Genomic DNA, 15,214 nt, shown 5'->3' with positions numbered 1-15,214 from the left:
TGCTTGACAATCTTGAGACATTCACATTATGATGGTTATCGTGAATGATAATCATTTTCAATTAATTATACTACATAAAAAGGGGTTTGAGAATATGAATTTATTGAAGCGTAATAAGGCAGTATTGCTTTTTACATTGCTTATGAGTGTCATGCTTGTTCTTTCTGCTTGCGGACAAGGGGAAGATAATAAAGAAGAGGACAAAGCAGCAGCTACAGAAAGTGAAGAAGCGGCATCTACAGAAAATGAAGAAACAGCAGTGGAAGAGGAAACTGAAATGACAGAATCCGAAGCCGAATCTTATAGTATCACGCATGCGATGGGTACAACAGATATCCAAGGGCAACCACAGCGTATTGTCATATTAACAAACGAAGGAACAGAAGCGTTGCTAGCGATGGGAATAAAACCTGTTGGTGCAGTTCGATCTTGGTTAGGAGATCCTTGGTATGCACATATTGAAGAGGAAATGGACGGGGTTGTTAACGTTGGTTTAGAATCAGAACCTTCTATAGAAGATATTATTGCATTACAGCCTGATCTTATTATCGGAAATAAACAAAGACAAGAAAAAATTTACGATCAATTAAGTGAGATTGCACCGACTGTTTTTTCTGAAAAGCTAAAAGGAGATTGGCAAGATAACTTAGCACTTTATGCTGAAGCAGTAGGTCAAAAAGAAATGGGAGAAGAAGTCATTGCAGCTTATTTTGAGCGTATAGAGGACTTCAAGAGTAAAGCGGGAGACCAATTAGACAAAGAAGTGTCTATTGTTCGATTTTTACCTGGCACAGCTCGTATGTATCAAAAACAATCTTTTTCTGGTGTGATATTAGAACAAATCGGTTTTGCGCGTCCAGCTTCACAAGATGTCGATGACTTTATGGTAGAAGTATCGAAAGAAAGTATCCCAAATATGGATGCTGAAATGTTGTTTTACTTTACGTATGATGCTGGAGACGGAACAGGAAATCAGACAGAAGCAGAGTGGCTTGCAGATCCTTTATGGAACAACTTAGAAGTAGTAAAAGCAGGCAATGCTTATAAAGTGAGTGATGCGATTTGGAACACTGCTGGTGGCGTTCTTGCTGCGAATGAAATGTTAGATGAATTGTATACATTTTACGACATTGAACTAAATTAATGATCTATAATGTGAATATTTAAGGAAACATAGCAATCATATGAGAGTTTGTAATCAGGTGAGGCACTGTCTTCATCTGATTTTTTGCATGTTTATAGATGACGCTTTACTGACAAAATATAGCTGAGTATTGAGACATTGTATAGAATGGTTTCATTCATGAAAACTTTTCCATTTACCTAAGTAATAAATACGTGTATGCTTGTGATGAACATTTTTTGTTTATAAAGGAGCTCGGACCTTGTGACAACTCATAAACAAGTGAAAGTGAAAAAAATACTCAACAATAACGTAATCATTGCAGAACACGAAAAATTTTCTGAAGTTGTCCTTATAGGCAACGGTATTGGCTTTGCAAAGAAAAAAGGAGACCCAATACCCCAGTCTACAGTGGAAAAAATGTTTGCGTTAACGAATGCTAAGCAACAAGAGCAATACAAAAAACTTTTGCCTTTTATCGATGAAAAAATGATAGAAGTGATGAATGACATCATAGATCTTATTTCTAGTAAGATGTCGGTGTCATTAAGTGAACATATTCATATATCACTAACCGATCACATTTCATTTGCTATAAAGCGGTTACAACAAGGGATGGGCATTAAAAATCCATTTTTACAAGAAACGAAATTATTATATCCAAAAGAATACGAAGTAGCATCCGATGTGATCACTTTATTGAACAATACATTAGAAATTACATTTCCTGAAGGGGAGATCGGCTTTATTGCTTTACATATTCACAGTGCTGTAACGAATAAGCCGTTATCAGAAATTAATCAGCACTCCGAACTCATCTCTAGGTTGATTCAAATTGTGGAGAAAGAATTTAAATTTAAAGTGGATCGCAACAGCATTCACTATGTTCGACTCATTCGCCATTTGTACTATACTGTGGATCGTGCTAAAAATGCGGAACAAGTAAATGAACCAGACAAGTTAAAGATCTTGTTGAAAAATGAGTATCCGCTATGTTATAATACTGCTTGGAAGATGGTTAAAGTAATGGAACAGTTTTTGAAAAAACCTGTTTTTGAAGCAGAAGTGGTATATTTAACAATGCATTTATTGCGATTATCCAATAAAACATCATCACTATAACTACGTGTTACTGATACGATCAGGCATGAGTAGATAAGGGTGCGAAAGCACACTTATTTTGCTCGTGCCTTTTTTGTTTCATGTAAGCGTTACCCATTATTTTAACTATGGACTGATCTTTTTTTGGGTTTTTGGGAAAAGTAAAACAAAATGAATCAAGGAGGAAATGATTATGTTAAAACAGTCATTCGGTGTTTTGCAAAAAGTGGGTCGTTCTCTGATGTTACCCGTAGCAATTCTACCAGCAGCAGGTATTTTGCTCGCATTAGGTAATGCGTTACAAAATCCACAGTTGACAGACAATCTTACTTTTTTAACTAGCGATGTATTTGTACTTATTGCAAGTGTCATGGAACAAGCTGGAGGCATCGTGTTTGGTAACTTACCACTACTCTTTGCAGTAGGGGTTGCCATTGGCTTAGCAAAAGGGGATGGGGTAGCAGGTTTAGCGGCTATCGTTGGATATTTAATTATGAATGTCACGATGAGCCAAATTTTAATTTCATTAGATAAAATTCCTGCAGACTCGGTAGAACGGGCACAATTCTTTGCCGAAGGGCATCCGGAATTTGCGAATATACTAGGAATACCCACCTTGCAGACAGGGGTTTTCGGTGGTATTATCGTCGGGATTATAGCTGCATACTTGTTCAATAAATTTTACAATATTGAGCTTCCGCAGTACTTAGGATTTTTTGCGGGAAAAAGGTTTGTACCTATTGTTACCGCAGGTTCTGCTGTGCTATTAGGTGTGTTGATGTACTTCATTTGGCCACCAATCCAATCTGGGTTAAACGCTTTCTCAGAGGGACTATTACAACAAAACTTGACGCTATCAGCATTTATTTTTGGTGTTATTGAACGTGCGTTGATTCCTTTTGGGTTGCATCATATTTTCTATAACCCATTCTGGTTTGAGTTTGGTTCCTATACGAATGCAGCAGGAGAAATCGTACGTGGTGACCAAGCTATCTTCTTTGCACAAATGAAAGATGGAGTAGAATTCACAGCTGGTACGTTCATGACAGGTAAATTCCCGTTCATGATGTTCGGTCTTCCTGCGGCGGCATTAGCGATTTATCATGAGGCGAAACCGCAGCATAAAAAGATAGTTGCAGGTATTATGGGATCAGCAGCATTAACGTCCTTTTTAACAGGGATTACAGAACCAATTGAATTCAGCTTTTTATTCGTAGCTCCTATATTATTTGTTATCCATACTATTTTTGCAGGTTTATCCTTTATGGTGATGCACATACTTAATGTAAAAATTGGTATGACATTCTCTGGAGGAATTATTGACTACATTTTCTTCGGGGTTATGCCTAACCGTACGGATTGGTGGCTCGTTATTCCAGTTGGTTTAGTGTTCGCTGTCATTTACTACTTTGGTTTCCGTTTTGCGATTCGCAAATTCAATCTTAAAACGCCAGGTAGGGAAGATAAAGAAGCGGAGAACAATGCTAACGTTACAGCGACTTCAGCAGATGAACTTCCTGCAAATATTTTAAAAGCACTTGGAGATAAAGAAAACATCGACAACCTTGATGCATGTATTACTCGTTTACGTGTAAACGTAAAAGATGCAAAACTTGTAGATAAAGCATACCTAAAACAACTTGGTGCGTCTGGTGTGTTAGAAGTTGGAGAAAGCATCCAAGCTATTTTCGGTCCACGTTCTGAAAACTTGAAAACACAAATGCAAGAAATTATGGCAGGAAGAGCAGTTTCTAAACCGAAAAAAGAAAATGCAGCAAAAGAGCAAGCTGTACCAAAAGCAAATGAAAAAACAAGTAACAAGTCATTGACTATTTTCGCACCTATCAACGGGGAAGTACTTCCGATCAGTGAAGTACCTGATGAAGTATTTGCACAAAAAATGATGGGTGATGGATTTGCGATCATGCCTCATGAAGGTCATGTAGCAGCACCAACGGATGCAGAAATCGTAAATGTATTCCCTACGAAACATGCGATTGGTCTTCGCTCAACTTGCGGTAAAGAAATGATCATCCACTTTGGTATTAATACGGTTAACCTCAAAGGGGAAGGTTTTGAAACGTTAGTATCAGAAGGTGACAAAGTAAAACAAGGACAAACCTTGATGAAAGTCAACCTAGAACAAATCAAAGATAAAGTACCTTCTATCATTACACCTGTTGTGTTCACAAATTTGAGTGATGAAGAAAAAGTACAAATTGAAGCAAGTGGTAAGGTAAAAATTGGAGATAAAATAGGAACAATTCGTTAAGGCATATATTGTCAAAGCCAATGTGCTTTACTTCATAGGGCTTAACATTTTATGATATGTAGATGAAGTCAGGGGAGATGTGTTTTGTTTTCTTTTTCGTGATAGGAGGGAAAAGACCATCTCCACTAAACTTCATTTTAAGATCTCTTTATATAGGGGAATAGCGAATGAATTCTACCTATATAGCAAAAGATAACAAAAATACAAAACAACATCGTATAGGAGAGAAAGGGGAAATACCCATGCTACAAAAAACAATCAACATTACAAGTGAATCTGGAATCCATGCACGTCCTGCTACGTTGCTCGTCAACAAGGCGTCTTCTTTTACATCCAACATTGACTTAGAATTTAACGGTAAAAAAGTAAACTTAAAATCCATTATGGGTGTGATGTCTTTAGGCATTGGCCAAGGTGCAAGTGTTACGTTTCATGTTGATGGAGATGACGAACAAGAAGCGTTAGATGCTATCGTGGAATTAATGAGCAAAGAAGGACTCGGAGCATGATTGAGCTTAATGGAATTGGAGCTTCCGATGGTATTGCTATAGCTAAAGCATATAGCCTAAAGGAACCAGAATTTATCATTGAGAATAAAACCGTGTCTGACAAGCAACAAGAATTAAAAAAATTGGACGATGCTTTAAACCAAGCAAAAAGTGAATTAGAGCAAATTAGGGATACAGCGAGAGTTCGTTTAGGTGAAGAAAAAGCAGCTATTTTTTCAGCACATTTACTCGTACTTCAAGACCCTGAATTCATTGAGCCGGTGAAAGCAGACATCGAAAACAATAGCATTTGCGCAGAATATGCGTTGAAAGAAAAAGCAGATATGTTTATCGCCATGTTTGAAGCGATGGATAATGAATACATGAAAGAAAGAGCAGCGGATATTAAAGATGTATCCAAACGTGTCATTTCACATTTATTATCTGTACCGTTACCAAACTTAAGCTTAATTTCTGAGGAAGTTATTGTCGTTGCTGAGGATTTAACACCTTCGGATACTGCCCAATTAAACGGGCAGTATGTGAAAGGTTTTACTACGAATATTGGTGGTAGAACTTCTCACTCTGCGATTATGGCGCGCTCCATGGAAATACCAGCGGTGGTAGGAACGAAGCAAGCAACGAGTGAAATACAAAATGGCATGATACTCATCGTAGATGGTTTCACTGGAAAGCTAATCATTGATCCTACAGAAAAGCAGCTAATTGAATACAAGCAAAAACATGAGCAATACGTGTTACAACGTGAAGAATGGAGTAAGCTTGTAAATGAAGCGACGGTAACCGAAGATGGTCACCATGTGGAATTAGCTGCAAACATTGGTAAACCGGAAGATGTGGAAAAAGTGTTGGAAAACGGTGCAGAAGGTATCGGACTGTATCGTACTGAGTTTCTATACATGGAAAGAGATAAGCTTCCAACAGAAGAAGAGCAATTTGACGCTTACAAGACGGTATTAGAGAAAATGGAAGGGAAACCAGTCGTTGTTCGTACGCTAGACATTGGTGGAGATAAAGAACTTCCTTACTTAAAATTACCGCATGAATTAAATCCATTTTTAGGATTTAGAGCCATTCGACTTTGCTTGGAACAACAAGATATTTTCCGCACGCAATTAAGAGCATTATTACGTGCAAGTACGTTTGGAAACTTAAAAATTATGTTCCCGATGATTGCAACGGTAGATGAGTTTAATGAAGCAAAAAGTATATTAATGGAAGAAAAACAAAAGTTAATCCAAGAAAACATCGAAGTAGCGGAAGATATCGAAATAGGAATGATGGTAGAAATTCCTTCCGCTGCGGTACTAGCAGACCAATTTGCAAAAGTAGTAGACTTCTTTAGTATTGGTACGAACGATCTTATCCAATACACGATGGCAGCAGATCGCATGAACGAACGTGTTTCATACTTATATCAGCCTTATAATCCTGCAATTTTACGTCTCGTTTCTATGGTCATTGATGCTGCACATCAACAAGGAAGATGGGTTGGCATGTGTGGTGAGATGGCAGGCGACAAAGTTGCGATCCCACTACTACTTGGACTAGGATTAGACGAGTTCTCCATGAGCGCTTCTTCTATTCTACCTGCTCGTACGCAATTGAAGCATTTATCCAAAGCGCATGCAGCTTCTCACAAAGCGGAATTGCTAGCAATGGATACAGCGGAAAAAGTAATTGACTTCGCAAAAGAAACGTATGCAGTGAACTAATACTGCATGAAAGATGAAGCTGTTCTATGCCTACTGTGGCTTATAAGCCTACAGTGGCTGGAACAGCTTCTTTTTATTTCAGATGATACATGCGTACGTATACGTTGACTTTATTTGCGATGCTTGCTACACTATACTTAACTCTATTAATAAGGAGAGATTTTGATGTTTGAGGTCGTTCTTAACTAACCCAATTTTATATTTGAAGCTTTCACGCTAGATGGTTTGTAGACGTTTTGTTTTGACAGTATCTATTCATTAGAATGCGTCTATTATCGTGAACAATGGCCTTTTTACCATTGTTTATTTTAGTGTGCCGTTTCGTAAGCTTCAGATTTAGTTAAGAACAACGGATATCATCAAAACTTTACGGGATTCTAATATTTTTGTACCTATATCCGTGCTGTAAGTTCAGCGCGGTTTTTTTTATGTACTGGGTATTTAGGATGATCTATAAAGGGCAGGGATGACACGTTCATTCCTGTCTTTTTTTGTTTTTTTAATTTTATTAAGGATGTGATGGTGATGATTGGGATGATTGAATGTCATACATTAAATGTTGCTTGTAAAAAAGGAAAAGAATGCATATTTCAGGATAAATATAATAATGGGGGTTTTAGGATTGAAATCTTATGTTGAACAAGCAAGAAAAAATATTGAGTTAGAAGAAGGAAAAGGTGTCATTGAGCAGTTACTTCTTGAATGTTATTTAAGTCCAGGTATTTCGACGAAAGCATTAGCAAGGAGGACGCTTTTGCCAACGCCAATTACTGCGGCAATGAAAAGGGAATTAATTAAAGTGGGAGCACTGGTACAAGATAGGGGAGTTCGTTGCACACAAGATGGTGCAGCTTGGATTGAACAAGAGTGGGGATATGAAGGTATGAATCGTTCTTTGTTTAAGCAATTACTGCATGAGACAGCTTGGAAGGAAGCAACGAAACATGTTTTAGCTACGTTGGAATCGCTGTTTTCACAACGTCCCGAGGTAAATGTTCAAATCGATCAATCCAAGTGTACGGCAGAAACAAGCTTGCGCCGCGCTATACTTTGTTTGAAACACCACGCATTGATTGGAAAAAAGATAGTATGTGTGGGGGATGATGATTTAGTAAGTGTTTCCATTGGTCTTTTATTACAGCAGTTATTCCCGAAAGGTCATCACACTACAAAAGTGCATGTTATGGATATAGATGAACGTTTTTTACAATTCATCGAGCAAGTAGCAGCGCAACGTGGATTACCTATCCAGTGTCATTCACTAGATTTGAGAAATTCGCTTCCTCATTCATTACATCGGCAGTTTGATACAGTGTTTACCGATCCTCCATATACATTGGATGGAATGAGCTTGTTTCTGTCACGAGGTATTCAAGCTTTACAGAAGGAAAAGGGGATACCTATTTTTCTATCCTTTGCGCATAAATCACCTGAATTTATGTTGGCAATGCAGCACAAATTTGTACGTATGGGCCTTACTGTTAGTGCCAATTATCCACGTTTCAATGCGTATGAAGGGGCAGAAATGATTGCAAACCGAAGTCAAATGTTTATTCTTCGGACAACAGATCAAACGGAGGCGGAGTATACGGGGTTATTTACGGATGCCATATACACGGGCGAGGTGAAACAATCGCTGCGTACGTATCGGTGTAAACAATGCGCCAGTGAAGTGCATGTAGGTGTGCAAGGGGATATAGCAACTATAGAGCAATTAAAACATAAAGGCTGTGCACATTGCGGACAGCATACATTTGAGATGATTGCTAAACGGTGAAGGATAACCAATACGGTTTTTAAGTGGAATACAGTTGTTGATCTGGAATAGAAACCAATGAAGTAACAGTCAAAACAACAGTGAGTAAGGAAGGTAGGAAAGGGGCTTTTAAAGCCCCTTTTTGCTTAATTTTTTGGTATGCACTTCGATTTTCTATTTGACCCCATCATCCCATTTGAAAGTAAGACTAGCGACAATAAAGGAAGCAAGGAGCCATAACACTAAATAAAGGGCAGGAAGCCAAAGGTCAGATAAACCAGCTCCTACATTCATGACTTGTCTCATGGCGGTAGACAATGGTGCAATCGGTACCGTTTCTAGAATGGGTTGTAAAAATTCAGGCATATTGTCTAATGGGAAAAACACTCCACCTAAAAAGAGCATAGGGAACGCGATGAAACCAGAAATCGGTCCAGCACTTTCAGGGTTTTTAGCCAATCCTGCAATGATAAATCCAATAGACATAAACGTTAACGTTCCTAGTAAAATAAACGTAAGTAGCAGCAGCCAAGAGCCGTTCACTTGTACACCGAATAACAGATTTCCAATTAAAATAACAATGAGAACTTGAAACGCGTTTAAAACTAATCTTGCTGTAATTTGTGCTGAAATAAAGCTGGAGGCATGAAGCGTGGTGGATTGCATACGACGAAGAATGCCCCGTTCTCTCCAAGAAGAAATTTGTCCAGCGGAACCATTCAAGTTGTTGGTCATAATCATCATCGCAACGATCCCAGGGACGAGAAAGTCAAAATATTGTAAGTCTAGTGCTTGAACGCCTTGAGCTTCAAACTGAATGACGGGCTCATAGGAAGCAATTTCTTGGCTCATCTGATCGACAAAGTTATTTTCGATAATCGGGATGGCGATGTTACTAATCATTTGGTTCGTTTGATCGTAATATAAAACGGTTTTCGGTTTATTCTCTGTATCTTGCTGCTCTATTAACGATTCAAATTGTTCTGGAATAACGAAGACAAAGGAGATATCCCCGTTTTCTAAATCTGTGAGTGCCTGCTCTTTATCTTCGGATAATGCAAAGTTGGTGACTTCTTCTTCTAGAAAAAGTGAGCTCAGCTGATTGGATAAAGCAGATTGATCTTCATCAATGATGATCCCTTTAAATGTAATACTTTCTTCTCCATTAAAGGCAAAACCAATTACCGTCATCAAAAAGATAGGAAACATTAACGACCAAAAAAGCATCTGTTTATTGCGCAAAAACAAGCGAAACTGAGCTAAAACTAGCTGTCCGTAGCCTCTCATTCATCTAGCCCCTTTCCTGTCATCTGTATAAATACATCTTCTAGTGTCGCCGTTCTCGTCTTCAAATCGTGAACTTCCCACTTTTGTGTTTCTACATATTGTATAAAGGACGTTAACGTTACTTGTAAGTGATCGGTGAATAAAACGATCTTATCTTTGTGGTGCTCTACATTTTCTACAGATGGAATAGATTTTAATTCATTTTCTACTGTTTTAACTTGTTGCTCATCCAGCGTATGTAAATGTGGAAGATTAAATTCTATTGCATTTTGCGATTGTAAATTTTTAATGAGAGCGTCTGGAGTATCTAAAGCAATAATGTTGCCTTGATCCATGAGGCAAATTCGGTCACACAAAATGTGTGCTTCGTCCATATAGTGGGTAGATAAGACAATCGTTTTACCTTGGTCTTTCAATCTCAATATAATGTCCCACAGTGATCTTCTCGCTTGCGGGTCTAAGCCCGTTGTCGGTTCATCTAAGAAGACAACAAGTGGGTCATTCACTAATGCAAGTGCAATCGCCAATCTTTGTTTTTGTCCACCAGATAAATTTTTCACGTGTGTGGACATCTTTTCTTTTAAATTCACACTTTCTAGTAATGGGTCCACTGGCACAGAGTGAGCGTAGAAACTAGCATACATGACGACAATTTCTTTGACGGTCAATAGTTCAAATAAAGATGTGGATTGTAATTGTACACCTATGACCTCTTTTACTTTGTTCAATTGTTTCTGTGTGTCATACCCGCCAACAACAGCATGGCCTCCATCAGGTTTGCGTAAGCCTTCTATCATTTCGATGGTTGTTGTTTTTCCTGCTCCATTCGGTCCTAATAAACCAAATACTTCCCCGTGATGCACGTCGAATTGAATTTCATTTACCGCCGTAAATGTATCGTATCGTTTTAATAGTTTATGTACTTTGATTACAGGCTCATTTGTATCTTTCATTTCACTACGCATACAGACTTCCCCTCCTTGCTTTTCATGTTTACATTATACCTCTTTACTGTAATCTGTGAATAAAAAAAATACATTTTTCTTTTATTGGAATGATATCTCTGAAACTAAAAAATATAAATAAAAAGTTTATTTTTCATAGCAGCTCATAATGTGCTTTACGATGTAGGCTTTGCTGACATATAATAAAAACACATGTTAAGTTGCGTATTTTTGCAATATGTTGTAATTTCTTATACATTTTAAAGATGGGGACAGAAATTACAGAAAGATCGGACAATATAGGGAAAAATAGGAGGGGGATATAGGATTGACAGAACATAATGAACAGCAAGAACCTACACAGTCTGAAAATCATGAATTGTTAAAAAACGTACAGCAACAGCATCAAAAAATGTCTATAGGTCAACGCGTGAATCGATTATTACTTATTTTACTGGGTTCCATACTTGTTTCTATTTCGCTAGAAACATTTTTCGTTCCAAACGATATCATCGATGGTGGAATCGTAGGGGTATCGCTTATTACTTCTTATTTAGCAGATTTACCGTTAGGCTTGTTTTTGTTTATTTTTAACTTGCCATTTTTGTTTTTGGGGTATAAGCAAATTGGTAAGACGTTTGCTATTTTTACCCTCATCGGCGTTAGTACGATGTCACTCGGTACTTTTTTTCTTCATTCCATTCATTTTGCAGATGAAGGACTGACAAAAGACCCTTTGCTAGCAGCAGTGTTTGGTGGTGTTGTACTTGGTATCGGTGTTGGACTTGTCATTCGTTCAGGTGGTTCGTTAGATGGCACGGAGATCGTTGCTATTTTATTCAGTAAAAAACTTCCTTTTTCTGTTGGCGAAGTCGTGATGTTTTTTAACTTATTTATTTTAGGGACGGCTGGTTTTGTATTCGGTTGGAATGAAGCGATGTATTCGTTGATTGCTTATTTTATCGCTTTTAAAATGATTGATATCACCATTGAAGGTTTCGATGAGTCGAAGTCTGTTTGGATCATTAGTGACAATTATACTGAAATCGGGGATGCACTATTACAGCGTTTAGGTAGGGGCGTAACGTATTTGAACGGTGAAGGTGGCTTTTCACACGATCAGAAAAAAGTGATTTTTACGGTGATTACTCGTTTGGAAGAAGCCAAGTTAAAATCTATCGTAGAAGAATTAGATCCTGCTGCCTTTTTAGCTGTTGGCAGTATCCATGATGTCAAAGGTGGAAGATTCAAGAAAAGAGATATACATTAAACACACAATGTATGTGGAAATGTACGAAGCAAGTGAGGATATGAATGTATATGTGTATGATGTGGTAACATGAGTCAAAGTAATCGTGACAGGTAGAAGAAATTATTGGAGGAGAAAAAAATGATACATATTCCTACTCTAGAGTCAGACCGATTAATATTAAGACCATGCGAAATAGAAGATGCAGATATGGTACAACAATTAGCTTGTGAAAAAGAGATTGCAGAAATGACGTTAAATGTACCACATCCTTATCCTCAAGGAGCAGCATTGCAATGGATACAATTACACCAGTCGTTAGCGGAGAAGGGAATATATGAGTTTGCTATTGTTGACAAAAATACGAATACATTCATTGGAGCTACTCATCTTAATGCAAGTACAAATTATAGTAGAGGGGAACTAGCTTACTGGATTGGCAAACCTTATTGGAGGAATGGCTTTGGGACAGAAGCGGCAAAAAGATTAGTGCAGTTTGGGTTGGAAGATCTGAAGTTGAACAAAGTTTATGGCACGGCATATGTGCATAATGAAGCTTCACAAAAAGTACTGCAAAACGCTGGTCTAAAGTATGAAGGGACATTGAAAAAGCACGTAAGTAGAGATGGACAATTTTATGATTTAGCCTATTACGGAATATTGGCGGAAGACTACACTACATGATGTTATGCTAAAAGTGGATGCTGGAAGTGGCACATCACCATCGATTCACAAGGAGGAAGACATGAACGTTGCGATGATTCAATTGGCTATCAATAGCGATGATCCAATATCTAACTATGAGGTGATGGCTCAACGTCTTGAAGAGGCGATGAAGCAGCAAGTAAAACCAGATGTCATTATTACAAATGAACTGTGGAATACAGGGTATTTGCCACCAAAACAGTTATATTACGTTGCGGACGATCACGGGCAACAAACGGAACGTATTGTTTCCTCTCTATGTCAACGTTATGGTGTTCACGTCATTGCAGGAACGGTTGCTGCAAAAAGAGGGGGAGATGTGTTTAATACGTCCCTCATCTTTAATCGTGAAGGCGATAGGATAGGAGAGTATGTAAAAACGCATTTGTTTAGTTACTCTGGTGAACAGCATCTGTTTAAAGCAGGTCATCAATTATGGAATGGATGTATCGATGATGTGATGTGTGGGATCAACATTTGCTATGAATTACGTTTTCCTGAAATGGCTAGAACATTGGCTTTACGTGGAGTGAAAGTATTGTTTGTTCCTGCTTATTGGCCTAAGTCGAGATTATATCACTGGCGTTCGCTTATCATTGCACGTGCTATTGAAAATCAAATGTACGTGGTGGCGTGTAACGCTGGCAGTGATCCTCAATCTGATACAGCATTCGGACATTCTATGGTTGTTGATCCATGGGGGGAAGTGGTGACAGAAGCGGGTGAAGAGGAAGCTATTTTACAGACTACATTGGATTTGAGCAAGGTAGATGAAGTGCGTAAAAAAATGAGTGTGTTTGATGATCGGGTTCCTTCGTTGTATGAGCATGCGTGAGCTTGGGCAGGAACAAGCTTGCCGCAGAAGTGTGGGAAGATCGCTCCTGATCTTGCCTTGGGAACAGGCAAAAACATAGCGGTTTCAAGCAGTAACGTTGTGCTGCCTGTTTGAACCCCAAGTCAATGTCATCCGCTAGGTAGCGCTTGTTGAGAAACCCGGCGCACACGCATTTGCTCTGTGGCGATTTGGGGGTGGCATGCGTGAGCTACTGTAGGAACAAGCTTGCCGCAGAAGTGTGTGAAGATCGCTCCTGATCTTGCCTTGGGAACAGGCAAAAACATAGCAGTTTCAAGCAGTAACGTTGTGCTGCCTGTTTGAACCCCAAGTCAATGTCATCCGCTAGGTAGCGCTTGTTGAAAAACCCTGCGCACACGCATTAACCCTTCTTTATGTTTGCTTTCTCAAAATAAACTCTTCCAATCCTTCAATAACTCTATTATTTATTTTATAATAAAATCGTTGTCCATTATAGTAGACTTCTACAATATTTGAATTCTTATCAAAATATAATTCTGTTTGTATAGTATCAATATCATACTCCATTATAATAAACGGTGCTAATATCGATAAAGATGAATTGGTTTGATGAAATTTTTCCCACTCACTTATTTCAAACATATTTATTAGTTTATCAATTTCATGAACAATAACACTATTCCCTCCAACGATTTTTAATGTTATTTTTTCTTTAGAATTTAGTTCATGAACAACATTATTCAATTCATGGTATGATGATTTTTTATCATCGTATGTATTTTGAAAATAAAAGACTAGAGATCCTATAATTAATACTGCCCCAATTACAATTGAAATACCGTATTTATAATGATTGATCATTTCTTTATGTACCACCCTATAATAATTTGTTTGCATGGTATATTGTTATTTTGCAAATGACATAAATAGTATAATTTATTGTATTATATCACTAGCATCTCATAAATAAATTGAATTTTCTAATTAAATTAACTGCGATTTAATCTCTATTTACTATTTTCCAATTCCATTGCTCTTCTTCTAATAGATGATGTAAGTAAAAATAACTACCTCTTATGTCCATTGAAGTTCCCTCTTGAAACAATACCACTATTTCTATAGCATGATCATTTATTTTTCTGTATTGTCCGAGTTTAAGCAGCGTATACTGTGTTTCATTTTGTGAAAAATCTTCTTTAGAAAACCCCGAAAATAAATGAAAGTAGCTTTCATCTTTAAGATCATTACTAAAAGTTGCTTCCATTAATTCAACATTATTTGTATTTATTGCTTCTACATAATTTTTAAATATTTCAATAACCTCATTCGGTATTCTTTGATCGATAACGATTTCATGTTCATTTGCTGGTGTTATATCTTGCAAATATAGTATTTGTTGCTGGTGTAGCTCTATTTGACTTTGTAATTCTTTCTGTTTTTCGTTTGAAGTTTTCAACTTGCTCTGCAACTCTTCCATACGTTCACTAGATAATTTTAATTTATTCTGAAATTGAACAATTTTTTCATTCAGTTTCATGTTCTGATGATCTATAATGTTTGCTGGATGATCAAAACTTGTTAAAAAGATTGGATCGGCTACACTTAGCTAGACAGAAAAATTAAGGTCAAGTAGACTAGAATTAATAATAAAGAGGAGAGAATTCTACTATGACCAAAAGAACAAGAAGAACATTTACACCTGAATTTAAACAACAGATGGTAAAACTTTATGAGAGTGG

Annotated in this window: 13 protein-coding genes; 9 read left to right on the top strand and 4 right to left on the bottom strand. The window is 37.5% G+C overall.

The window, feature by feature from the left end:
- Positions 1–103 precede the first annotated feature (103 nt).
- The 6 genes from D1Z92_RS03990 to D1Z92_RS03965 all read left to right on the top strand — a co-directional run bounded on the left by D1Z92_RS03990 (position 104) and on the right by D1Z92_RS03965 (position 8,497).
- The gene (locus D1Z92_RS03990) at positions 104–1,144 is read left to right on the top strand and encodes an ABC transporter substrate-binding protein (RefSeq protein ID WP_370741218.1); all 1,041 of its coding nucleotides are present in this window, start codon (positions 104–106) and stop codon (positions 1,142–1,144) included.
- A gap of 243 nt (positions 1,145–1,387) precedes the next feature.
- A complete protein-coding gene (glcT, locus tag D1Z92_RS03985) occupies positions 1,388–2,245 on the top strand; it encodes a glucose PTS transporter transcription antiterminator GlcT (protein ID WP_240666566.1) in 858 nt (285 codons plus the stop codon).
- Positions 2,246–2,417: 172 nt separating this feature from the next.
- Positions 2,418–4,496 (top strand): glucose-specific PTS transporter subunit IIBC, encoded by a 2,079-nt coding sequence (gene ptsG / locus D1Z92_RS03980; protein WP_128894375.1) that lies wholly within the window; start codon positions 2,418–2,420, stop codon positions 4,494–4,496.
- A gap of 242 nt (positions 4,497–4,738) precedes the next feature.
- Positions 4,739–5,005, top strand: coding sequence for a phosphocarrier protein HPr (locus D1Z92_RS03975; protein ID WP_128894558.1), 267 nt, complete (start codon positions 4,739–4,741; stop codon positions 5,003–5,005).
- Positions 5,002–6,720: a phosphoenolpyruvate--protein phosphotransferase gene (ptsP, locus tag D1Z92_RS03970; RefSeq protein ID WP_128894374.1), complete on the top strand. Its 1,719-nt coding sequence runs from the start codon at positions 5,002–5,004 to the stop codon at positions 6,718–6,720. The genes D1Z92_RS03975 and ptsP overlap by 4 nt, the downstream gene beginning before the upstream one ends.
- Positions 6,721–7,342: 622 nt before the next feature.
- Positions 7,343–8,497, top strand: coding sequence for a bis-aminopropyl spermidine synthase family protein (locus D1Z92_RS03965; protein WP_128894373.1), 1,155 nt, complete (start codon positions 7,343–7,345; stop codon positions 8,495–8,497).
- 153 nt (positions 8,498–8,650) lie between these two features.
- Here the strand turns inward: D1Z92_RS03965 and D1Z92_RS03960 are convergent, their stop codons facing one another.
- Positions 8,651–9,763, bottom strand: coding sequence for an ABC transporter permease (locus tag D1Z92_RS03960; protein ID WP_128894372.1), 1,113 nt, complete (start codon positions 9,761–9,763; stop codon positions 8,651–8,653).
- Positions 9,760–10,728: an ABC transporter ATP-binding protein gene (locus D1Z92_RS03955; RefSeq protein WP_240666565.1), complete on the bottom strand. Its 969-nt coding sequence runs from the start codon at positions 10,726–10,728 to the stop codon at positions 9,760–9,762. The genes D1Z92_RS03960 and D1Z92_RS03955 overlap by 4 nt, the downstream gene beginning before the upstream one ends.
- 391 nt (positions 10,729–11,119) lie before the next feature.
- Between D1Z92_RS03955 and D1Z92_RS03950 the strand changes: the two genes are divergently transcribed.
- The 3 genes from D1Z92_RS03950 to D1Z92_RS03940 all read left to right on the top strand — a co-directional run bounded on the left by D1Z92_RS03950 (position 11,120) and on the right by D1Z92_RS03940 (position 13,496).
- Positions 11,120–11,977 (top strand): YitT family protein, encoded by an 858-nt coding sequence (locus tag D1Z92_RS03950; RefSeq protein WP_128894556.1) that lies wholly within the window; start codon positions 11,120–11,122, stop codon positions 11,975–11,977.
- A gap of 120 nt (positions 11,978–12,097) precedes the next feature.
- Complete coding sequence (locus D1Z92_RS03945; protein WP_128894371.1) at positions 12,098–12,640, top strand: GNAT family N-acetyltransferase; 543 nt, start codon at positions 12,098–12,100, stop codon at positions 12,638–12,640.
- 61 nt (positions 12,641–12,701) lie between these two features.
- The gene (locus D1Z92_RS03940; protein WP_128894370.1) at positions 12,702–13,496 is read left to right on the top strand and encodes a carbon-nitrogen family hydrolase; all 795 of its coding nucleotides are present in this window, start codon (positions 12,702–12,704) and stop codon (positions 13,494–13,496) included.
- Positions 13,497–13,886: 390 nt separating this feature from the next.
- On the opposite strand, the gene D1Z92_RS03935 is transcribed toward D1Z92_RS03940, so the two are convergent.
- Together D1Z92_RS03935 and D1Z92_RS03930 are read right to left on the bottom strand one after the other, a co-directional pair.
- Complete coding sequence (locus D1Z92_RS03935; protein ID WP_128894369.1) at positions 13,887–14,336, bottom strand: hypothetical protein; 450 nt, start codon at positions 14,334–14,336, stop codon at positions 13,887–13,889.
- 139 nt (positions 14,337–14,475) lie between these two features.
- Complete coding sequence (locus D1Z92_RS03930; protein WP_128894368.1) at positions 14,476–15,012, bottom strand: hypothetical protein; 537 nt, start codon at positions 15,010–15,012, stop codon at positions 14,476–14,478.
- Positions 15,013–15,214: the final 202 nt, after the last annotated feature.

Origin of the sequence: Longirhabdus pacifica (assembly GCF_004115085.1) — a bacterium.
Classification (GTDB): Bacteria; Bacillota; Bacilli; order Paenibacillales; family DSM-105158; genus Longirhabdus; species Longirhabdus pacifica.
This window is presented reverse-complemented; position numbering and strand designations above follow the sequence as displayed.

Coding starts and splice junctions, on each gene's coding strand:
- D1Z92_RS03940 (WP_128894370.1), top strand. CDS start 12,702: ATGAACGTTGCGATGATTCAATTGGCTATCAATAGCGATGATCCAATA.
- D1Z92_RS03975 (WP_128894558.1), top strand. CDS start 4,739: ATGCTACAAAAAACAATCAACATTACAAGTGAATCTGGAATCCATGCA.
- D1Z92_RS03950 (WP_128894556.1), top strand. CDS start 11,120: ATGTCTATAGGTCAACGCGTGAATCGATTATTACTTATTTTACTGGGT.
- D1Z92_RS03935 (WP_128894369.1), bottom strand. CDS start 14,336: ATGATCAATCATTATAAATACGGTATTTCAATTGTAATTGGGGCAGTA.
- D1Z92_RS03930 (WP_128894368.1), bottom strand. CDS start 15,012: ATGAAACTGAATGAAAAAATTGTTCAATTTCAGAATAAATTAAAATTA.
- D1Z92_RS03945 (WP_128894371.1), top strand. CDS start 12,098: ATGATACATATTCCTACTCTAGAGTCAGACCGATTAATATTAAGACCA.
- D1Z92_RS03955 (WP_240666565.1), bottom strand. CDS start 10,728: ATGCGTAGTGAAATGAAAGATACAAATGAGCCTGTAATCAAAGTACAT.
- D1Z92_RS03960 (WP_128894372.1), bottom strand. CDS start 9,763: ATGAGAGGCTACGGACAGCTAGTTTTAGCTCAGTTTCGCTTGTTTTTG.
- ptsP (WP_128894374.1), top strand. CDS start 5,002: ATGATTGAGCTTAATGGAATTGGAGCTTCCGATGGTATTGCTATAGCT.
- ptsG (WP_128894375.1), top strand. CDS start 2,418: ATGTTAAAACAGTCATTCGGTGTTTTGCAAAAAGTGGGTCGTTCTCTG.